Source organism: Myceligenerans halotolerans, from assembly GCF_054782975.1.
This window is the reverse complement of the sequence record NZ_BAAGRL010000034.1, coordinates 86,509-108,008: the sequence shown is the minus strand read 5'-3', so window position 1 is coordinate 108,008 and position 21,500 is coordinate 86,509. Positions and strand designations below refer to the sequence as shown.

Below are 21,500 nucleotides of genomic sequence, written 5' to 3'. Positions count from 1 at the left end.
GATCATGACTGCCGTCACCGAATCCGGCCCGGCACGGCGCGCCGGCGGCCGGGCCGGCGGTGCCTGGCGTGCCCGGGTGCCCGGCGGGATCGCCGGGCACCCGGGCCGGACCCGCCGCCCCCGGCCCGGCCGCGGCCCGGGCCGAGGGCTCCCCGTCACGCCGTGGCTCTTCCTGGTCGCGCCGCTCGGCCTGCTCGTGCTGTTCACCTACGTGCCGGTCGCCAACATGGTCTGGTACGGCTTCACATCCTGGGACGGACTGGACCCCGTCAAGGAGCCGGTCGGCCTCGACAACTACGTGCGGATCTTCACCGACCCGCAGATGTTCGAGGTCTTCTTCGTCAGCCTGTACTACCTCGCGGGCGCCGCCCTCCAGCTCGTCCTGGCCCTGTACTTCGCCACGGTCCTGAGCTTCAGCACGCGGTTCCGGAACTTCTTCAAGGGCGTGATCTTCTTCCCGTACCTCATCAACGGGGTCGCGATCGGCCTGGTGTTCCTGTTCCTCCTGCGACCCGGCGGCACGCTCGACGCGATGCTCGCGCTCCTGGGCCTGGCCGAGCCGCCGCAGTGGCTCGGCGATCCGTCGCTCGTGAACGTGTCGCTCGCCGCGACGAGCGTGTGGCGGTACCTGGGGCTGAACTTCGTCCTGTTCCTGGGCGCGATCCAGTCGATCCCGGGCGAGCTGTACGAGGCGGCGGACCTCGACGGCGCCACCAGTTGGCAGAAGTTCCGGTACATCATCGCCCCCGCGATCCGGCCGATCATCGGCCTCACCACGATCCTGGCGATCTCCGGGTCGCTGTCCGTGTTCGAGATCCCGTGGATCATGACGGGCGGCGCCAACGGCTCCACCACCTTCGTGATCCAGACCGTGCAGCAGGCGTTCCAGTTCAACAAGTTCGGCCTGGCGTCGGCCATGGCCGTCGTGCTGCTGATCATCGTCCTGCTCGTCACCTGGATCCAGCGCCGGCTGTTCCCCGACGAGAGGGTGGACCTGACATGACCGACCCCACGACCGGCCGGGCGACGGACAACCCGCCCGGCCGGACCCCCGGCAGCTCGCCCGACCGTTCGGCGGGCCGGACCCCCGACCACTCGGCGGGCCCGACCCCCGATGCGACGACAGGCGGCACCCCCGGCTCCGCCGCCCCGCACGAACCGACGATCGCCCGGCCGCGTCCGGCCGTCCGGCCGGAGCATGCCCGGCAGCGTCTCGCACGTGGCTGGCGCGCCCTGCGTCCCCTGACCACGCCGCTCGGCATCGCGCTCAAGTACACGAGCCTCGCGATCGCCGTCGCGGCAGCGCTGATCCCGCTGGTCACCGTGTTCATGGCGGCGTTCAAGAGCCGTGAGGAGTTCGCGACGTCGGACCCGCTCACCCCGCCGGGCAACTGGCTCAACCTCGAGAACTTCGTCGTCGCGTTCACCCAGGGCGGGATGCTGCAGGGATTCGTCAACACCACGATCATCCTCGCGGTATCGCTGGTGGGCACGATCCTTGTCGGGACGATGACCGCGTACGCCGTCGACCGGTTCGACTTCCGGGGCCGCCGGCTCGTGATGGGCGCCTTCCTGCTCGCCACGCTCGTCCCGGCGGTCACCACCCAGGTTGCCACCTTCCAGGTCGTCAACGGGCTCGGCCTGTTCAACACCCGCTGGGCCGCCATCGTGCTGTTCATGGGGACCGACATCGTGTCGATCTACATCTTCCTGCAGTTCATGCGGTCCATCCCGCGATCCCTCGACGAGGCCGCGATGCTCGACGGCGCGAACAAGCTGACCATCTACGCACGCGTCATCGTCCCGCTGCTGCGCCCCGCGATCGCCACCGTCGTGATCATCAAGGGCATCGCGATCTACAACGAGTACTACATCCCCTTCCTCTACATGCCCTCGCGGGACCTCGGCGTGGTCTCCACGTCGCTGTTCCGCTTCATGGGGCCGTTCGGCGCGCAGTGGGAGATCATCTCCGCAGGCACGGTGCTGGTCATCATCCCGACCCTCATCGCGTTCCTCCTGCTGCAGCGGCAGATCTACAGCGGACTGACCTCCGGAGCCACCAAGTGACCGACATCTCCACCGACAACAACCCGCCGCACGGCAACCCGACGGCCGCTGCCCCGGCGGCTGCCGCCCCGGCGGACGGCAGCCCGACGGGCTTGATCCAGACGGACGCGACCTCGGCGGCCGCTACCCCGGTGGCCGCTACTCCGGTGGCCGTCACTCCGACGGGCGTCACTCCGACGGGCGTCACCCCGACGGGCGTCACCCCGGTGGCCGCCACTCCGACCGGCGTCACCCCGACGAGCGACGTCTCGCCGGGAGCCACCGCACTCGCCGCCACAGCGCCCGCCCGGCACGTCCGCGACCTGCACGGCGGCTGGACCGTGCGCTGTGCCGGCGGGCCCGTTCCGGCGCACCTCACCCGGGCGCTCGCGGCCGACGGCCCGGGCGTGCCCGCCACCGTCCCGGGAACGGTGCACACCGACCTGATGGCCGCGGGCCTCGTCCCCGACCCGTACCTGGACGACAACGAGCGTCTCCTCGCCTGGATCGGCCGGTGCGACTGGGAGTACCGCACGACGTTCACGTGGCGGCGTCGCCCCGCCGGTGTCACCGGCGCGGGCGGCCACAGCGGCGACGACGCCCCGGTCGGCGCCGTCCGGCACGAGCTCGCCTTCGACGGCCTGGACACGGTCGCCGCCATCGCGCTGAACGGCGCCGAGGTGGGCCGCACCGCGAACCAGCACCGGTCCTACCGGTTCGACGTGACCGGGCTCCTGCACGACGGCGAGAACGAGCTGACCGTCCGGTTCGCCTCGCCGGTGCGGTACGCGGACGCGCAGTCGCTGGCGCTCGGTCAGCGTCCGCAGGTGAACCACCACCCGTTCAACGCGATCCGGAAGGCGGCCTGCAACTTCGGCTGGGACTGGGGGATCGACGCGGCCACGGCCGGCATCTGGCGTCCCGTGCGCCTCGAGTCGTGGTCGACGGCGCGGCTCGCGGCCGTGCGGCCCCTCCCGGGCGTGGACCTGTCGGGCCCCGCGCCGGTCGGGCTGCTCGACGTGCATGTCGACGTCCAGCGGGCCGCCGGCGCGGCGACGGGCGAGGATCCGCTGGAGGTCGACGTGATCGTGCGGGGTCCGGGCGGTACCCGGCCCGGCGGCTCGTCGCGTGGGGCCACCGTGACGATCGAGCCCGGCCGGTCGTCCGCCGTCGTCCATCTGCGACTGCACGACGCCGAGCTGTGGTGGCCGCGCGGGTACGGCGACCAGCCGTTGTACGACGTCGAGGTCGCGCTCGCCGCGGCACGACCGCCGTCGGGCAGCATCGGCGAGAGCGGTTCGGACGTTTCCGGCACACGACCGGCGGGCGGCACCGTCCAGGAGCCCGGGCACCCCGTCCCGATGGCGGGGGCGCTCGACCGCTGGAGCGGCCGCACCGGCTTCCGGAGCGTCGCGCTCGACATGGCGCCGGACGACGACGGCACGTCGTTCACGATCGTCGTCAACGGCCGTCCGGTCTGGGTCAAGGGCGCCAACTGGATCCCGGACGACACCTTCTTCCACCGGGTGGACCGCGCGCGGTACGCGCGGCGGCTCGACCAGGCGGAGTTCGCGAACCTCAACCTCCTGCGGGTGTGGGGCGGCGGGCTGTACGAGTCGGGAGACTTCTACGCCGAGTGCGACGAGCGTGGGCTCCTGGTGTGGCAGGACTTCGCGTTCGCCTGCGCCGCCTACAGCGAGGGCGAGCCGCTGCGCGGTGAGGTCGAGGCGGAGGCGCGCGACGCGGTCACGAGGCTCGCCCCGCACCCGAGCCTCGTGCTGTGGAACGGCAGCAACGAGAACATCTGGGGCTACCACGACTGGGGCTGGAAGCTGCGCCTCGACGGCCGGACCTGGGGGCTCGGGTACTACACGGAGCTGCTGCCCCGCATCGTCGAGGAGCTGGACGGGACGCGTCCGTACACGCCGTCGAGCCCGTGGTCGGGCGATCCGGATCGCCACCCGAACGACCCGGACCACGGCTCGATGCACTCGTGGGACCTGTGGAACCAGCTCGACTGGCCGCACTACCGCGACACGGTGCCGCGGTTCATGGCCGAGTTCGGATGGCAGGGGCCGCCCGCCTGGACCACGCTGCGGCGCTCGGTCGGGGACATGCCGCTGACGCCCGAGTCGCCTGGGATGCAGGTGCACCAGAAGGCGATGGAGGGCAACAAGAAGCTCACCGCCGGCCTGGTTCCGCACGTCCCCCTGCCCGACGACATGGAGGACTGGCACTGGGCCATGCAGTGGAACCAGGCGGTGGCCGTGCGGACGGCCGTCGAGCACCTGCGCTCGTGGGCCCCGCGCTGTACGGGCTCCGTGGTGTGGCAGCTCAACGACTGCTGGCCGGTGACCTCGTGGGCGGCGGTCGACGGCGACGAGCGGCCCAAACCCCTGCTGTACGCGCTGGCGCACGCGCACGCGGACCGGCTGGTGACGGTGCAACCGCGGCCGGCGGGTCGGGCTCGCGGGGCCGACGGCGGTGGTCGCGCGGGCGGCGGCGGAGATGCCGGTCGGGTGGCCGACGGCGGAGATGCCCGTCGGGTGGCCGACGACGGCGGGCCGGGGGTGTCGGCCGTGTCACCCGGGTCGGCCGGGTCGGCTGTGTCGATCGGGTCGGCCGGGCAGGTGTCGACCGGACCGACCGGGGCCGATGGTTCCGGGCGTGACGATCGGCACGCGGGCCTGGCCGCCGTCGTCGTCAACGACAGCGACGAGCCGTGGGCAGGCGACGTGGTGCTGCGGCGCCTGGCCTACGACGGCACCGAGCTCGCGGTCGTGAGGTCGCCGTTCAGCGCGCCGCCGCGGGGGATCGCCACCGTGCCGATCCCGGCGGGGGTGGCGATCCCCGGGGACGCTGGGAGCGAACTCATCGTGGCGAGTGTCGACGGGGTGCGGGGTACGTGGTTCTTCGCGGAACCGCGCGACTCGGCGCTGGAGGCGCCGGACCTCGACGCGCGGGTCGAGCCGGCGGGCGAGGGACGGTTCGTCGTCCGGGTCACCGCACGGAACCTGATGCGCGACCTCACGCTGCTCGCGGACAAGGCACACCCCGGCGCGGTGGCGGACCAGGCGCTGGTCACGCTGCTGCCGGGGGAGACGACGACGTTCGTGGTGCGGCTGGGGGAGGGCGGCCCGGCAGGCGCGGCAGGCGCAGCCGGCGCGGGCGGCCCGGGTGGCGCGGGCGGCCCGGCAGGCATGCCGGACCCCGCCGTCCTGACGGCTCCCCGCGTCCTGCGCTCCCTCAACCAGCTGGTCCGCGCGCTGTAGGCGCTTCGGGCGGCACGAGGTTACCTGCGCGGCACGAGGTTGCTTTCGCTATCCGGGGTTCAGGCGAAAGCAACCTCGTGCCGCGTGGGCTACCTCGCGGCGTGCCCGGTAAAAGTGTGCCAGCCACCGGAGTTGACCGCGGTTCCCGGAGGTGCGTTACCGAGACGTGACGGTGGCGCGCTTGCCATCCGCCGCAGTCTGTGACTAGGTTCACCCTAAGTGGTAGGACGGCTAACATATTCGTTCTGCCCGGGTGACACGGCCGTCACACGCACCTTGCACAGAGCCGTGCGACCGGGGATCGACAAGAGGAGACTTGCATGTCCACGAACAAGTTCACCGAAGGTCGGCTGGCGCAGGCCGCACTGGATCGCCGGACCTTCGTGCGCGGCGCCGTTGCCACCGCCCTGCTGGCACCGCTCGGCGGTTCGCTCGCCGGGTGCGCGGTGCCGAGCGGCGGGGGAGGCGAGGAGACCGCCGCCGGCGAGATGAGCGCCGGCAATCCGTTCGGCCTGGTCGAGGACTCCGAGGTCGAGGCCGTCATCTTCAACGGCGGGTACGGCTTCGACTACGTCGAGTTCGCCGCCGACCAGGCGAACACGCTGTTCCCCGACGTGACCTTCGAGGTCTCGCCGTCCACGCAGATTGCCCAGGAGCTGCAGCCCCGCTTCGTCGGCGGCAACCCGCCGGACCTGATCGACAACTCCGGCGCCGGGTCGATCGGCTTCAACACGATCGCCGACCAGCTCGAGGAGCTCGACGACGTCTTCGACGCGCCCAACTACGAGGGCACCACCATCGCCGACACGCTGTACCCGTCGGTCAAGGACCCCGGCACCTACAACGGCCGCTTCGTCGCCCTGAACTATGTGATGACCGTGTACGCCGTGTGGTACTCGGCCTCGCTCTTCGACGAGAACGGCTGGACGGCGCCCGCCACCTGGCAGGAGGCCATCGACCTCGGGGCCGAGGCACAGCGAGCGGACAAGAAGCTCTTCGTCTGGGGCAAGGAGGCCGCGACGTACTACCAGACGATGGCGCTCGACTCGGCCATCAAGGAAGGCGGCGACGAGGTCCGCCTCGCCCTGGAGAACCTGGAGCCGAACGCCTGGTCGCACGACGCGATGCAGGGCGTGCTCGAGGCCCTGCACGAGATCGTGCAGAAGGGGTACTTCGTCCCCGGCGGGGCGGGCACCCAGTTCACCGCCGCGCAGGCGCGGTGGAGCAACGACCAGGACGCCCTGCTGTACCCGTCGGGCGGCTGGATCGAGAACGAGATGAAGGACGCCACCGTCGCCGACTTCCAGATGACCGGCTTCCCGACGCCCACCGTCTCGGACAGCCCCACGTTCCCGTACGAGGCGATCCGCGCGGGCGCCGGCGAGCCGTTCATCGTGCCGAGCCAGGCCGCCAACCCGGCCGGCGGCAAGGAGATCCTGCGCGCCATGCTGTCCGCGGAGGCGGCGACCAACTTCTCCGAGACGCGCCTGGCGCCCACCATCGTCAGGGGCGTCGTGCCCGAGGACGGCTTCGGATCCACGGCGCTCGTCTCCCAGACCGGGATGCTGGACGCCGCGGGTGAGAACATCTTCAACTACCAGTTCGTCGACTACTACGGCCTGAACGCCGACCAGCTCGTCGTCTGGAACGCGTTCCTGTCGGGTGACCTGGACGTCAAGGGCGTCACCGACGGGCTGCAGAAGATCAGCGACGATGTCGCCGCGGACGATTCGATCGAGAAGATCGAGGTCAGCTGAGCTGATGTCCGGCACGTCAAACCCGGCGGCGCCCAGCGGCGCCACGTCGCCGGCCACGGAGGACCGGCCCGGGAACACCCCCGGGCCGGCTCGCCGCCGCCGTCGCCGTCGCATCTCCCTCGACAAGGCGAGCTTCTTCGCGGTCGCCCTGTTCCTCCCGCTCACGGTGTACGTGATCTTCGTGATCTCACCGTTCGTGCAGGCTGTGTACTTCTCGATGACGGACTGGAGCGGGTTCACCCCCGACATGGCCTTCGTCGGGCTCGACAACTTCGTCCGTCTCCTCGGCGACGACAAGTTCCTGCGTGCCGCGCTGAACAGCGCCCTGCTGGCCGTCGTCGTGCCGACCGTGACGATCGTGATCGCGATCGCCGTGGCGACCATGGTGACGGTCGGCGGCTCGACGACGGGCGGCGTGCGCGGCGTGCGGGGCGCGGGCTTCTACCGCGTGATCTCCTTCTTCCCGTACTGCGTGCCCGCGATCGTCATCGGGCTCGTGTGGGCCCAGGTGTACGACCCGTCCCGGGGCCTCCTGAACGGTGTGCTGACCGGCATCGGGCTCGACGGCATGACCGACTTCCCCTGGCTCGGCGACGCGCGGACCGCCATGGGGGCGTCGATGTTCGTGATCGTCTGGAGCTTCATCGGGTTCTACACCGTGCTGTTCGTGGCCGCCATCAAGGGCGTGCCGGGGGAGATCTACGAGGCCGCGCGGCTCGACGGCGCAAGCCGGTTCCGCACGGCGGTCTCCATCACCGTGCCGCTCATCAGGGACAACGTCCGCACGGCGTGGATCTACCTGGGCATCGCCGCGATCGACTCGTTCGTCTACATGCAGGCGATGAATCCCGGGGGCGGCCCCGGCTACTCGACGTTCGTGATCAGCCAGGACCTGTACCAGACGGCGTTCAGCAAGGGACAGTTCGGCTACGCGACCGCAATGGGCGTGGTGCTCGCGCTCGTGACGCTGCTCTTCGCCGGTGCGGTGTTCCTCGTGGACCGCATCACCGGCGGGCACGACGACGTGAGGGGACACGCATGAGCCGCACCAGCACGGTCGCCGAGCGCAGCGCGAACGCGGAACGGGGAGACATCGGCGGGCCGTTCACGGGCGCGCCGCGGCGGACGCCGTCGGGCACGGCCGGCGACCGGACGGCCGTCGCGACGAGCCACATCCTGCTCACGTTCGGCGCGGTGCTGGTCGTCGTGCCGTTCGTGTGGGTGTTCGTGTCGTCGTTCAAGACGACGCAGGAGATCCTGGCCTCGCCGTTCTCCCTGCCGGCGGACCCGAGCCTGGACAACTACGTCAGCGCGTGGACCGACGCCGGGATCGGCCGGTACTTCCTCAACACGATCGTCGTGGTGGGATGCGCGCTGTTCCTCGTCATGCTGCTGGGAGCGCTGACGGCGTACGTGCTCGCCCGGTTCAGGTTCCCCGGCAACCGGGTGATCTACAACCTCATGCTGGCGGGGCTGACCTTCCCCGTGTTCCTCGCCATCGTGCCGTTGTTCTTCGTGCTGCGGAACGCGGGCCTGCTCAACACCCTGCCGGGACTGATCGTCACCTACGTGGCGTTCGCGTTCCCTTTCACCGTCTTCTTCCTGTACTCGTTCTTCCGGAGCCTGCCCCACGAGGTGGCCGAGGCGGCGCAGGTCGACGGCGCGGGGGAGTGGCGCACGTTCTTCCAGATCATGCTGCCCATGGCACGGCCCGGCATGGCGTCCGTGGCGATCTTCAACTTCCTGGGACTGTGGAACCAGTTCCTGCTGCCGGTCGCGCTGAACACCGAGACGGACAACTACGTGCTCACCCAGGGCATGGCACAGTTCGCCTCGCAGGCGGGCTACGCGGTGGACTTCGGCGCGCTGTACGCGGGCGTGGTCATGACCGTGATCCCGGTGCTGGTGGTGTACGTGTTCTTCCAGCGCCGGCTCCAGGGCTCGGTGGCGCAGGGCACGTTCCGCTGACGACGGCGCGGGTGCCGCCACCCGACCACGAGGTTGCCGACCCGACCACGAGGATGTCGCCCGGCTCTCCCGGGCGATGCACCGGAAGCTCGTGGTTCGTGTCGGCGACTTCGTGCTCGCCGGCCGGGCGGCGGTCTCTCAGCGGTCCAGGACGCGGGCCACCGCGTTCAGCGGGATGTGCAGCCACCCGGGGCGGTGGCGCGCCTCGTACACGACCTCGTACAACGCCTTGTCCAGCGTGAGTGCCCGCAGGAGGAGCGAGGTCGTGGTGACGTCGAGCGCGCCGCCGGGCACGGCCGCCCCGGGGACTGCGTCGCCGTGGTCCCGCACGGACCCGGCCGGCGCGCCGGCCTCGCCCCGGGCCTGGCGGTAGCCCTCCAGGAACGAGAGTTGCGCCCCGGCCGGCCATTCCGGGTCGGCCGCCTCACCGACCGCGGCCGCGTAGTCGAAGGATCGCAGCAGGCCGGCGACGTCCCGCAGGGGCAGGTCCGGCGCGGTGCGCTCGGCCACCGGCCGCTGCGGCTCGCCCTCGAAGTCCAGGACCTTCCACCCCGACGCGGCATGCAGCACCTGACCGAGGTGCAGGTCGCCGTGGATCGCCTGGAGAGGCACCGGATGGTCGGCCGTCACGCGTGCCAGGTGCCCGCTGACCTCGTCGTAGAAGGCGGTGATGCCCGCGCGGTACGGCGCGAGTCCCGGGACGTCGGCGATCGCCTCGGCCGCTCGGCGCCGGAGCACGCCCATGAACCCGCTCGCGTCCAGCGTGGCGTCCGTCGGACGGGCGATGGCCAGGGTGATGTGCATCCGCGCGATGACGGCGCCCAGTTCGGCGGCGTGTTCGTCGAAGCCCGTTCCTTCCTGGGCGTACGCGCACGCCAGCTCGAACCCGTCGTCGGCCTCGGTGACGAGCTCGGAGACGACGGCGAGGTGCGCGTGGGCCTCGTGGTGGCCGGGCGTGCCCGCATCCGGCGCGGCCGGGGCCCCGGCGAGCGCGGACGCCGTCGTGGCTGGCGACTCGCCCGCCAGGGGCGTGGGGTGTCCGCGCGGCGGCGCGGGGAGTTCGACCGAGCCGAGGTAGCGCGGGACGCCGTCCCAGCCGGCCCGGGTGAGCGCCTCGGGGATGACGACGTCCGGGTGCGGCCCCAGCGGCACGGTGCGCAGGATCTTCAGGATCACGCCGTCGGCCCGCTCCCCGGGCAATCCCGGGACCGGCGGTCGGAGGCCGGGGACCAGCACGGACGTGTTGGACTGTTCCCCGCCGAGCGGGCGTGCCCCGTCCAGCCCTGCCTCACCGTGCCGAGCACTCGGTCGGTCCGCGTCCTCCGCACGCTCGAACGAGCCGGCGGGCGCTTCGTCGTTGGCACGCCGGAACGAACCGGCAGGCGCCTCGGCGGCGGGCGCGGGACCAGCCGACTCCTCGGCGAGCGCGGGGGCGAGCGCGGGGAGGGCCGCCGCGAGGTAGGCGCGCCAGGCCGCGGGATGGGCCCCGCCGTCGTACACGGCGACGGACCCGTCCCCCGCATCGACGACCCCGATGAGCGCATCGCCGGCACGGTCCCCGCCGTCGCGCTCCCCGTCGGTGTGCGGTCGGTACTCCGGTGAGCGATCGGCAGTTCGAACTGCCGATCGCTCACCGGAGTACCGATCACCCCGTCCCCGTACCCGTTCCAGGACGAGCGGCACCTGGATCACCAGCGCGCCGTCGTCCGCGGGCAGGCCGGGCGCGGCCAGGCGGAGCAGCGGGACGACGACGGCGGAGGTGGTGGAGTCGCCGCGGACGGAGGAGTCACCGAGGCCGACGAGGCCGTCCGCATCCGCCGCCCCCGGGAACTCCACCGTCAGCCATGGCACGTGGCGGACGCCCTCGCCCGGCACCGGGTACCAGCGCCGGGCGGGCAGCCAGGCGTCCAGCAGGCGCAGCACGCCGTCGGGCAGGGGACCGGCCCCCTCGTGCACGATGACGGTCCGCACCTCGTCGATGGCCGTCACGCCCCTCCCGGGTGCGCCGGCTTCACGCCCTGCGCGAGCGACAGCCAGTAGAAGTCGCGCGCGCCCCAGGTCATCGTGACGGTGCCGCCGTCGGTCACGTCGGGGAAGCCGGCGCCGCCGAACACGTCGGTCAGCGTCCAGCCCGTGTACCGGGGCAGCTTCAGCGTCGTGGAGCGCGCGGTCGCGGACAGGTTGGCCGCCACGAGCATCGTCTCGGACTCGGTCGTGAGCGTGAAGGCGATGACAGCTTCGTCGTCGCAGTCGACCGCCTGGTACACACCGCCGCCGAACGCCGGGTGCAGGCGCCGCACCGCGAGCATCCCGTGCACCCAGTGCAGCAGCGACGTCGGCTGCGCGAGTTGCGCCTCGACGTTGACGTGCTGGTAGTGGTGCACCAGCGACTGCACGAGCGGCAGGTACAGCTTGCCCGGGTCGGCGTGCGAGAAGCCCGCGTTGCGGTCCGGGGTCCACTGCATCGGCGTGCGCGAGGAGTCGCGGTCGGGCAGCCAGATGTTGTCGCCCATGCCGATCTCGTCGCCGTAGTAGAGGCACGGCGAGCCGGGGATGGACAGCAGCAGCGCGTGCGCGAGCTCGATCTCCTTGCGCGAGTTGTCCAGCAGCGGGGCGAGCCGGCGGCGGATCCCGACGTTCGCCCGCATCCGCGGGTCGGGCGCGTACCACCCGTACATCGCGGCGCGTTCCTCCGTGGACACCATCTCGAGGGTGAGCTCGTCGTGGTTCCGCAGGAACGTGGACCACTGCGCGCCCGCCGGGATGGCGGGCGTGTCCGCCAGGATCTCCTTGAGGCGGTTCGCGCGCTGGTCCCGGATGGCGTAGAAGATCCGCGGCATCACCGGGAAGTGGAAGCACATGTGGCACTCTGGCTCGTCCTCGGTGCCGAAGTACTCGACCACGTCCTGCGGCCACTGGTTCGCCTCGGCGAGCAGGATGCGGCCGGGGAACTCCGCGTCGACCATCTTGCGGACGCGCCGCAGGAAGCGGTGCGTCTCGGGCAGGTTCTCGCAGTTGGTGCCCTCGGCCTCGAACAGGTACGGGACGGCGTCGAGCCGGAAGCCGTCCACGCCGAGCCGCAGCCAGAACCGCGCGACGTCCAGCATCGCCTCCGCCACCTGCGGGTTGTCGAAGTTCAGGTCCGGCTGGTGGCTGAAGAAGCGGTGCCAGTAGTACTGCCGTCGCACCGGGTCGAAGGTCCAGTTCGAGGTCTCGGTGTCGACGAAGATGATGCGGGCGTCCTGGTAGCCCTCCGGGTCGTCGTTCCACACGTAGAAGTCGCCGTACGGCCCGTCCGGGTCCGACCGCGACGCCTGGAACCACGGGTGCTGGTCGCTCGAGTGGTTCATGACCAGGTCGATCACCACGCGGATGCCGCGCTCGTGGGACGCCGCCACCAGGTCGCGGAAGTCGTCGATCGTGCCGTACTGCGGAGCGATGGCGGTGAAGTCCGCGACGTCGTACCCGCCGTCGCGCAGCGGGGACGGGTAGATCGGCGGGACCCAGAGGCAGTCCACGCCGAGCCACTCGATGTAGTCGAGCCGGTCGACGAGGCCACGCAGGTCGCCGATCCCGGAGTCGCCCGGGTCGGAGAACGCCCGCACGAGCACCTCGTAGAAGACCGCCTTCCGGTACCACTCCGGGTCGTCGGAGAGGCCCCGGCGACGGGCCTCGACCTGGGGCTGCCGCCGGGGTGGCAGTGCCTGGACGGGGATCGGCGCGGTCGTGGGCCGGGGCACGTCGCGGGTGTCGCCGACGGGTGGCGCCGGCGCGGGCCGGCCGGTCTGACGGTCGGGCTGTTCGGCCGGGCCGCCCGGCCCGAACGTGGTCATGAGATGCCTCCGGTGCCGCCTCGGTCGGTCCCCGCGGGCGTCACGTGCAGGACGTGCGCCACACGGTGGGCGGGGTCGAGCCGCACGTACGGCGTCGCGCCCCAGCCGTAGGTCTCGTTCGAGAGCAGGTCGTGTGCCACGTAGAACGGGGCGTCGGGGTCACCCTCCGGCGGTGTGAGGCCGAGGGATTTCAGGTCCAGGTGCACGAGCGACTCCTGAGAGTTCCAGGGATCAAGATTCACCACGACCACGATCACGTCGTCGTGTGCGGGGGTGGTGACGGGTGCGGCGCCCACGTCGGTGCCGCGTCGATCGACCGTGCTGCCCCCTGGCACCATGGTGCTGCCCTTCGAACCGCTTCGCGCGCCGGAGAGGAATTCTGCGCCGATTCGTCGTGAGAAGGCAACTACCTGGTCGTTCGTCGTGGGATGGACGGTCAGGTTCCGGAGCTGGCGGAGCGCCGGATGCTCGTGGCGGATCGCGTTGAGGCGGGTGACCAGCGCGGCGATCCCGTACTCCCGGGCGCGTTCCCACGCCCGCGGCCGGTACTCGTACTTCTCGTTGTCGATGTGCTCCTCGACGCCCGGGCGTGGCGTGTTCTCCACGAGCTCGTAGCCGGAGTACATCCCCCACGACGGCGAGCCCGTCGCGGCCAGGACCGCGCGGACCGCGTGCCCTGCGACACCGCCGTGCTGCACGTAGGGCGTGAGGATGTCGTGGGTGGTGGGCCAGAAGTTCGGCCGCATCACCGACCCGAGCGGACCGGACACCTCCGCGAGGTACTCCGCGACCTCCTCCTTGGTGTTGCGCCAGGTGAAGTACGTGTACGACTGGTGGAACCCGATCCGTGCCAGCGTCTGCATCATGGCCGGCCTGGTGAACGCCTCGCTGAGGAAGATCACCTCGGGGTGGGTGGCATGCACCTCGGCGAGCAGCCACTCCCAGAAGTCCAGGGGCTTGGTGTGCGGGTTGTCGACACGGAACAGCGTGACGCCGCGGTCGATCCAGGTGCGGATCACGTCCAGCACCGCCGCTCCCAGGCCGTCCGGGTCGGTGTCGAAGCTGAGCGGGTAGATGTCCTGGTACTTCTTCGGCGGGTTCTCCGCGTAGGCGATCGAGCCGTCCGCGCGGATCACGAACCACTCGGGGTGCTTCGTCACCCACGGGTGGTCCGGGGAGCACTGCAGGGCGATGTCGAGCGCCACCTCGAGGCCGGCGTCGCGTGCCTCCTGGACGAACGCCACGAAGTCCTGCTCCGTGCCCAGGTCGTGGTGGATGGCGTCGTGGCCGCCGTCGGGGGAGCCGATGGCGTACGGGCTGCCCGGGTCGCCCGGCTCGGCCTCGAGCGTGTTGTTGCGCCCCTTGCGGAACGTGGTGCCGATCGGGGAGACGGGCGTGAGGTAGACGACGTCGAACCCCATGGCCGCGATCGCCGGGAGGCGTTTCGCGGCGGTGGCGAAGGTGCCGGAGACCCACCTGCCGTCGGGTCTCTGGTAGGCGCCCTCCGACCGCGGGAACATCTCGTACCAGGCCCCGGCCAGCGCGAGGGGCCGCGCGACACGCAGCGGGTACGTGTCCGACGCCGACACCAGTTCCCGGTGCGGCGCCCGTGCCAGGGCGTCGCGCACCTCGGGCGACGTCGCCGCGGCGAGCCGGACGGCGGCCGGGCGGGAGTCGTCCTCCAGTGCGGAGAGCGTCTCGGCGAGCAGCCGCTTGTCGGCCGCGGTCCGGTGCGGCGCGATCAGCGCGTCACGCCGGTCCGGACGCAGGATGCGGCGGAAGAGCCGCGCGCCCTCGGCGAGCATGAGGTCGACGTCGATCCCGGCGCCGATCTTGATGGTGGCGTCGTGCGTCCAGGTGGCGTACGGGTCGCTCCACGCCTCGACGCGGAAGGCCCACTCCCCTGCCGCGTCGGGTTGCAGGAAGCCGCGGAAGTGGTCCAGCCCGGGGGCGATGTCGGTCATGGCGGCCCACGAGTGGTCCGTGCCGTCCGGCGCGACGAGCACGGCGGTGGCGGCGACGGCGTCGTGCCCCTCCCGGAACACGGTCGCGGTCACCGGGACGACCTCACCGACGGCGGCCTTGGCGGGCCAGCGTCCTCCTTCGACCACCGGGGAGACCTGGATGACGGGAATGCGGCCGAGGCCGCCGGTTTTCGGGCGGCCCGGGCCGCCTGCCGAGTTGCGCGCGCTGCTCACACCGCCACGCTATCTATCCTCGGTCGCCGCGTGCACGGGGGCGCGCCAACGGCTTGCGCAAGGTTCACGGATCGTCCATCCGCCGTGGGCGGACGACCGTGGTGGTCCGCCCTCGGTCGGTGACGAACACAGGTTCGCGATCGCTCAGCGCCTTGATCTCACTGGGCTTCTGATTGAACTGGCTTGATGTGACGACAGACATGGCAACCACCCGTCCCAACTATCTAGTCAGGAATGAGCGTCCGCGGCGGGCAGGGATGGCGTCTATGCGTTCACCACCAGGCCCAGGTCCGCCACGTTCGCCTGCCTCCGGTGCCGGGGCACGACGCGGACGGTGTATCCGAAGGGGCCCGAGGCGCCGAGGTCGACCTCCCCGGCGAACGCGTGCCGCCCGGCCTCGTAGGAGTCGGTCAGGGTCAGCGGGTCGGTGTCGAAGTCCTCGATGAGATCGGCCTCGGAGACCCGCCCGAAAACGATCTGCACCTCGACATCTTCTGGGGTGAGCGAGCCGAGTGAGACGTAGGCCCGCACCGTGAGCCGGTCGCCCACCCGCGCGGCGTCGGCGATCCCGGCGGACTCCACGTGGTCGACGCGCACCTGCGACCAGCCAGCGCGGACCCGGGCCTTCCAGGCGGCCAGGTCCCGCGCCGCGCCGAAGTCGTCGGAGCGCAGCGCCCGCCCCGCCTGGGCCGCCGGCGCGTACAGGCCGTGCACGTATTCGCCGACCATGCGCGTGGCCTGCACCTTCGGCCCGAGGGTCGCGAGCGTGTGGCGCACCATCTCCAGCCAGCGGGGTGGGACGCCGTCGGCCGTCCGGTCGTAGAACAGCGGGGCGACCTGCGCCTCGATGAGGTCGTACAGGGCCGCGGCCTCGAGGTCGTCGCGCCGGTCGGTGTCGTCCACGCCGTCGGCGGTCGGGATGCCCCAGCCGTTCTCGCCGTCGTACCACTCGGCCCACCAGCCGTCCTCGATGGACAGGTTGAGGCCGCCGTTCAGGGCGGACTTCATGCCGGACGTGCCGGACGCCTCCAGGGGCCGCAGCGGGTTGTTGAGCCAGACGTCGCAGCCCGGGTAGAGGGACTGCGCCATCGCGATGTCGTAGTTCGGCAGGAACACGATGCGGTGCCGCACGGCCGGATCGTCGGCGAACCGCACGAACTGCTGGATCAGGCGCTTGCCCTGCTCGTCGGCGGGGTGCGACTTGCCGGCCACCACGAGCTGGACGGGGCGATCCGGGTGCAGCAGCAGGGACCGCAGCCGCGCGGGGTCGCGCAGCATCAGCGTCAGCCGCTTGTACGTGGGCACGCGGCGCGCGAAGCCGATGGTCAGGACGTCGGGTGAGAACACGTCGTCGATCCAGCCGAGCTCCGCGGGCGATGCCCCGCGCTCCCGCCAGGACTTGCGCACGCGCCTCCGGACCTCCGCCACGAGCTCGCCGCGCATCTCCGTGCGCGCGGCCCAGAGGTCGCCGTCGGACACCTTGCCCGGGTCGAGCCAGCCGCCCGACGCCTCGCTGGCGGTCAGCTGGTCCAGCCCGAGCCGCTCGGCCTGCAGCCGCGCCAGCTGCGGCGCGACCCAGGTGGGCGAGTGCACGCCGTTGGTGACCGAGGTGATGGGGACCTCGCGCGCGTCGAAGCCGGTCCACAGGCCCTCGAACATCTCGCGCGAGACCTGGCCGTGCAGGAGCGACACGCCGTTCGCCCGGCCGCCGAGCCGCAGGCCCATGACGGCCATGTTGAAGACGGTCGGGTCGCCGCCGTCGTAGTCCTCTGCGCCGAGCGCCAGGATCCGTTCGACCGGGACGCCGTCCATCTGGTTGTCGCCGGCGAAGTAGCTCCTGACCAGGTCCTTCGCGAAGCGGTCAATGCCGGCCGGCACGGGGGTGTGCGTCGTGAACACTGTCGCCGCGCGCACGGCCTCGTGCGCCTCGTCGATGCCGAGGCCCTGGGCCACCAGTTCCCGGATCCGTTCGACGCCGAGGAACCCGGCGTGCCCCTCGTTGGTGTGGTAGACCTCCGGCTCCGGGGCACCGGTCAGCCGCGACCAGACGCGCAGCGCACGCACGCCACCCACGCCGAGCAGCAGCTCCTGCTGCAGACGGTGCTCACCGCCCCCGCCGTACAGCCGGTCGGTGACCGCCCGCGCCGCCTCGTCGTTCTCGGGCACGTTCGAGTCCAGGAGCAGCAGCGGCACGCGGCCCACGGCCGCCACCCAGACATGGGCGTGCAGCCGGCGGCCGCCCGGGAGCCCGAGCGAGACCCGGGCGGGTGTGCCGTCCTCCTCGCGCAGCACCGTCAGCGGCAGCTCGTCCGGGTCCAGCAGCGGGTAGTTCTCGAGCTGCCAGCCGTCGCGGGTCAGGGACTGCCGGAAGTAGCCCGCCCCGTACAGCAGGCCGACCCCCACGATCGGCACGCCGAGGTCCGACGCCGACTTCAGGTGGTCGCCCGCCAGGATGCCCAGGCCGCCGGAGTACTGCGGCAGCACCGACGTGATGCCGAACTCCGGCGAGAAGTAGGCGATGCCGCGCGGGAGCTCCGCCCCGGAGGCGGACCGCTGCGCCTGGTACCAGCGTGGGTCGTGCAGGTAGCTGTGCAGTTCGCCTGCGGCAGCCCGGGTACGCCCCACGAAGCCCTCGTCCGCCGCCAGGGCGGCGAGCCGCTCGGAGCCGAGCGCCGCGAGGAACGCGACGGGATCGCCCTTCACGTCGGCCCACAGCTCGGGGTCGACCCCGGCGAAGAGCTCACGTGTCGGGGCGTGCCAGGACCAGCGCAGATTGTGGGACAGCTCGTCGAGTGCCGCGAGGGGCTCCGGAAGGACCGTGCGGACCGTGAATCGTCGGATCGCTCTCACGGGGGGAACCCTACGCACTTGTCGAGGACGACACACCCGGTGATGGAGGTTCACCGCAGCCCTGTCGTGAGGTCCTCCGCCTCGTGACGAGCTTCGCGACCGTGGCACGAACTTCCCGCGCGTCCGTCGAGTGGATGTGCAGGAAGGCTCGTGCCGACGACGGAATGCTCATGCCGAGCCGAGCCGAGCCAGCCGCACGACCGCCGGGTCAGGGCAGTCGGCCGCGCCGCTCCGGCCGCGGCGGGACCGGCTTCACCGACGTGATGAGGTCCGCCGGGACCCAGATCTCCTCCGGCTCGCCGCGTCCCGGTCTCGGGTCCGTGCGCACGCCCAGACCGTCGTCGGACACCCGGAGCAGGAACCCGATGACGTCCGTCCAGACCTCGCCGCGGTGGTCCGCGCGCGCCGCGCCGGCCTCGGCCGTCGTGAGCCGGCGGCGGACGACGACGCGCGTGCCGGGAGCGAGCCGCGACCAGGGCGGACCGGCCGGCGGATCGGATCGGGATGTGTCGGAGTTCACGGACTGCCTTCGCCGAGGAATGAGACGGTGGACGCGGCGGGCGCGCCGCTCCTGGAATACTAGGCTCGGACCTGGGCGCGACCCGCGTGAACGGTCCGGACCGAGTACATCCCGAGGAAGGCTCCCGCAGTGACCTACGTGATCGCTCAGCCGTGCGTCGATGTCAAGGACAAGGCGTGCATCGAGGAGTGTCCCGTGGACTGCATCTACGAGGGCAGCCGCTCCCTCTACATCCACCCGGACGAGTGCGTCGACTGCGGCGCCTGCGAGCCGGTCTGCCCGGTCGAGGCCATCTACTACGAGGACGACGTCCCCGAGGAGTGGAAGGACTACTACCGCGCCAACGTGGAGTTCTTCGACGACATCGGCTCGCCGGGCGGCGCCGCGAAGATGGGCGAGATCGACAAGGACGACCCGATGATCGCGGCCCTCCCGCCGCAGGCCTGACCCGGTCCGCCCGCGCACCATGGGCCTCGCCGACCTCTCCGGAATCACGTTTCCCTGGGACACCCTCGATGAGCTCAAGGCCACCGCGCGGGCGCACCCCGGCGGCATGATCGACCTGTCCATGGGCACGCCCGTGGACCCGACGCCGCCGCTCGTGCGCGAGGCGCTCGCGGCCGCCGCGGACGCGCCCGGGTATCCGACGACGGCCGGCTCGGCGCAGCTGCGCGTGTCGATCGCGGAGTGGTTCGCCCGCCGGCGTGGCGTGCCCGGTCTCGAGCTCGACCAGGTGCTGCCCACGATCGGTTCCAAGGAACTGGTGGGGCTGCTGCCGTCGCTGCTGGGGGTGGGGCCGGGGGACGTCGTCGTCCATCCGGAGATCGCGTACCCGACCTACGCGGTGGGCGCCGCCGCCGCGGGCGCGACGGCGCTCGCCACCGACGACGTCGACGCGTGGGCCGGGCGCGACGACGTGCGCCTCGTCTGGGTGAACAGCCCTGCCAACCCGCACGGGCGGGTGCTGGACGCCGCCGAACTGCGCCGGGTGGTCGCGGCGGCGCGGAAGATCGGCGCCGTCGTCGTCTCCGACGAGTGCTACGCCGAGCTCGGCTGGGGGCCGTGGGCGCCGGGCGCGGGCGAGTCCGGCGGGGGCGTGCCGAGCGTCCTCGATCCGCGCGTTTGTGACAATTCCCACGACGGGCTGCTGGCGGCGTACTCGCTGTCGAAGCAGTCGAACCTCGCGGGGTACCGCGCGGCGTTCGTCGCGGGGGACGGGGCGCTCGTCGGGCAGCTGCTGGCGCGGCGCAAGCACCTGGGGCTGATCGTCCCGGCGCCGGTGCAGGCCGCGATGGTCGCCGCGCTCGGCGACGACGCGCATGTCGCCGCACAGCGGCAGATCTACGGGGCCCGACGGCGGTCGCTGGCCGGGGCGCTGGAGAATGCGGGGCTCACCGTGGACCACTCCGAAGCGGGTCTTTACCTGTGGGTACGGGCGGTCGCCGCGTGGTTCGCCGAGCGGGGCATCCTCGTCGCGCCGGGCGCGCTCTATGGTCCCGCCGGTGAGGGTCACGTGCGGACAGCGCTCACCGCGACGGACGCGCAGATCGCCGATGTTGTGTTGCGACTCACAAATTCTTGACCCGCGGGTTGGAATCACAAAGCCTTGACACGGTACGGTTTTACTCCAGGTCGACGCTGCCCTGTTTCCCCCTGAGGAGGGGTAGCGCACCGCGTGCTTCGAGGAAGGAAGTCATGACGTCCACCACGCCGGCGAACGCCACGTCCACCGTCGAACTCGTCGTCGACGGCACCGCTCGACCGTTGTCCGTCGTCGGCGCCAGTGAGGGTGCCAGCGGATTCAAGGTCAACACACTGCTCAAGGACACCGGTCTGGTCACGCTCGACCCCGGGTTCACGAACACGGCGTCGTGCGAGTCCGCGATCACCTACATCGACGGCGACCAGGGGATTCTGCGGTACCGCGGATACCCGATCGACCAGGTCGCCGAGGGGGCCTCGTTCCTCGAGGTCGCCGCCCTGCTCATCGACGGGGAACTGCCCGGAGCCGAGGAACTGTCGGCCTGGGAGCAGAAGGTCGGCAAGAACGCCGAGCTGCCTGACGGGTTCGGCGCGTTCCTGGCAGCGCTCCCGGCCGACGGACACCCGATGGCGACGCTGGCCGCCGCGATCAACGCGCTTGCCGCCTGGTACCCCGAGGTGGTCGACCCGCGAGACAAGGCGCAGGTCAGTTCCGCCATGGCGATGCTGCTCGCGAAGACGGCGACGATCGCCGCGGCGCTGCACCGCCGTCGTACCGGGCAGGCTTTCGTGGCGCCGGACGCGTCGAACGGCTATGTCGCGGACTTCCTGCGCCAGACGTTCGGTGACGAGGGTGGCGAGTACGCCGCCGAGCCCGTGATCGTCGACGCGCTGGAGAAGCTGCTCATCCTGCACGCGGACCACGAGCAGAACTGCTCGACGTCGACGGTCCGCATGGTCGGTTCCTCGAACGCCACCCTGTTCGCCTCGGTGGCCGCCGGCGTGAACGCGCTGTCCGGCCCGGCGCACGGCGGGGCCAACGAGGCCGTGCTCGTGATGCTGGAGAAGATCCGGTCCGGCAGCGACACCGTCGAGACCTTCATGGACAAGGTCAAGAACAAGCAGGACGGCGTGCGCCTGATGGGCTTCGGCCACCGCGTGTACAAGTCCTACGACCCGCGCGCCGCCATCGTGAAGAAGTCCGCCGACGAGGTGCTGGAGAAGCTGGGCGCCAAGGACGAGCTGCTGGAGATCGCCCAGGGCCTGGAGCAGATCGCGCTCAGCGACGACTACTTCGTGGAGCGCAAGCTCTACCCGAACGTCGACTTCTACACCGGCCTCATCTACAAGGCGATGGGCTTCGAGCCCGCCATGTTCACGCCGCTGTTCGCGCTGGGCCGCATGCCGGGTTGGATCGCGCAGTGGCAGGAGATGGTGAACGACCCGTCCACGAAGATCGGCCGCCCGCGCCAGGTCTACACGGGCGCGACGGAACGGACGTTCGTCTCCGTCTCGCAGCGCTGAACTCCCGCCGGGCGGTCGCGCGGGCACCGTTCGGCCGAGGTCGACACGAG

The 21,500-nt window shown here is 71.5% G+C and carries 15 protein-coding genes; 9 read left to right on the top strand and 6 right to left on the bottom strand.

Annotation, left to right across the window (positions count from 1 at the left end; genetic code table 11):
* Positions 1–4 precede the first annotated feature (4 nt).
* The 6 genes from ACYVK5_RS20580 (at position 5) to ACYVK5_RS20555 (ending at position 9,043) form a co-directional block, all read left to right on the top strand.
* Positions 5–1,003 carry a carbohydrate ABC transporter permease gene (locus ACYVK5_RS20580; RefSeq protein WP_460707849.1) on the top strand — a complete coding sequence of 333 codons (999 nt, stop codon included), beginning with the start codon at positions 5–7 and terminating at the stop codon, positions 1,001–1,003.
* Positions 1,000–2,067 carry a carbohydrate ABC transporter permease gene (locus tag ACYVK5_RS20575; protein ID WP_460707848.1) on the top strand — a complete coding sequence of 356 codons (1,068 nt, stop codon included), beginning with the start codon at positions 1,000–1,002 and terminating at the stop codon, positions 2,065–2,067. The genes ACYVK5_RS20580 and ACYVK5_RS20575 overlap by 4 nt, the downstream gene beginning before the upstream one ends.
* Entirely contained in the window at positions 2,064–5,318 is a 3,255-nt protein-coding gene (locus tag ACYVK5_RS20570) for a glycoside hydrolase family 2 protein (protein WP_460707847.1), read from the top strand. The genes ACYVK5_RS20575 and ACYVK5_RS20570 overlap by 4 nt, the downstream gene beginning before the upstream one ends.
* 320 nt (positions 5,319–5,638) lie before the next feature.
* Positions 5,639–7,075: an N-acetylglucosamine/diacetylchitobiose ABC transporter substrate-binding protein gene (gene ngcE / locus ACYVK5_RS20565; protein ID WP_460707846.1), complete on the top strand. Its 1,437-nt coding sequence runs from the start codon at positions 5,639–5,641 to the stop codon at positions 7,073–7,075.
* 4 nt (positions 7,076–7,079) lie between these two features.
* The gene (locus ACYVK5_RS20560; RefSeq protein ID WP_460707845.1) at positions 7,080–8,117 is read left to right on the top strand and encodes a carbohydrate ABC transporter permease; all 1,038 of its coding nucleotides are present in this window, start codon (positions 7,080–7,082) and stop codon (positions 8,115–8,117) included.
* A complete protein-coding gene (locus ACYVK5_RS20555; RefSeq protein ID WP_460707844.1) occupies positions 8,114–9,043 on the top strand; it encodes a carbohydrate ABC transporter permease in 930 nt (309 codons plus the stop codon). Before ACYVK5_RS20560 ends, ACYVK5_RS20555 begins: the two co-directional genes overlap by 4 nt.
* A 138-nt stretch (positions 9,044–9,181) precedes the next feature.
* On the opposite strand, the gene ACYVK5_RS20550 is transcribed toward ACYVK5_RS20555, so the two are convergent.
* From ACYVK5_RS20550 to ACYVK5_RS20525, 6 genes are all read right to left on the bottom strand, one after another.
* Complete coding sequence (locus ACYVK5_RS20550; protein ID WP_460707843.1) at positions 9,182–11,032, bottom strand: aminoglycoside phosphotransferase; 1,851 nt, start codon at positions 11,030–11,032, stop codon at positions 9,182–9,184.
* Positions 11,029–12,876 carry a maltose alpha-D-glucosyltransferase gene (gene treS, locus ACYVK5_RS20545; protein WP_460707842.1) on the bottom strand — a complete coding sequence of 616 codons (1,848 nt, stop codon included), beginning with the start codon at positions 12,874–12,876 and terminating at the stop codon, positions 11,029–11,031. Before treS ends, ACYVK5_RS20550 begins: the two co-directional genes overlap by 4 nt.
* Positions 12,873–15,074: an alpha-1,4-glucan--maltose-1-phosphate maltosyltransferase gene (locus ACYVK5_RS20540; protein WP_460707841.1), complete on the bottom strand. Its 2,202-nt coding sequence runs from the start codon at positions 15,072–15,074 to the stop codon at positions 12,873–12,875. Before ACYVK5_RS20540 ends, treS begins: the two co-directional genes overlap by 4 nt.
* 64 nt (positions 15,075–15,138) lie before the next feature.
* A complete protein-coding gene (locus ACYVK5_RS20535; RefSeq protein WP_460707840.1) occupies positions 15,139–15,276 on the bottom strand; it encodes a hypothetical protein in 138 nt (45 codons plus the stop codon).
* Between the two features lie 62 nt (positions 15,277–15,338).
* Positions 15,339–17,924, bottom strand: a complete 2,586-nt coding sequence (glgP, locus tag ACYVK5_RS20530) for an alpha-glucan family phosphorylase (RefSeq protein WP_460707839.1) — start codon at positions 17,922–17,924, stop codon at positions 15,339–15,341.
* Between the two features lie 208 nt (positions 17,925–18,132).
* On the bottom strand, positions 18,133–18,444 hold the full coding sequence (locus ACYVK5_RS20525) for a hypothetical protein (RefSeq protein ID WP_460707838.1): 312 nt from the start codon (positions 18,442–18,444) through the stop codon (positions 18,133–18,135).
* Between the two features lie 129 nt (positions 18,445–18,573).
* On the opposite strand from ACYVK5_RS20525, the gene fdxA reads away from it, so the two are divergent.
* From fdxA to ACYVK5_RS20510, 3 genes are all read left to right on the top strand, one after another.
* A complete protein-coding gene (gene fdxA / locus ACYVK5_RS20520; RefSeq protein ID WP_123813417.1) occupies positions 18,574–18,891 on the top strand; it encodes a ferredoxin in 318 nt (105 codons plus the stop codon).
* 19 nt (positions 18,892–18,910) lie between these two features.
* Complete coding sequence (dapC, locus tag ACYVK5_RS20515) at positions 18,911–20,026, top strand: succinyldiaminopimelate transaminase (RefSeq protein WP_460707837.1); 1,116 nt, start codon at positions 18,911–18,913, stop codon at positions 20,024–20,026.
* Between the two features lie 113 nt (positions 20,027–20,139).
* The gene (locus ACYVK5_RS20510) at positions 20,140–21,450 is read left to right on the top strand and encodes a citrate synthase (RefSeq protein ID WP_460707836.1); all 1,311 of its coding nucleotides are present in this window, start codon (positions 20,140–20,142) and stop codon (positions 21,448–21,450) included.
* Positions 21,451–21,500 lie beyond the last annotated feature (50 nt).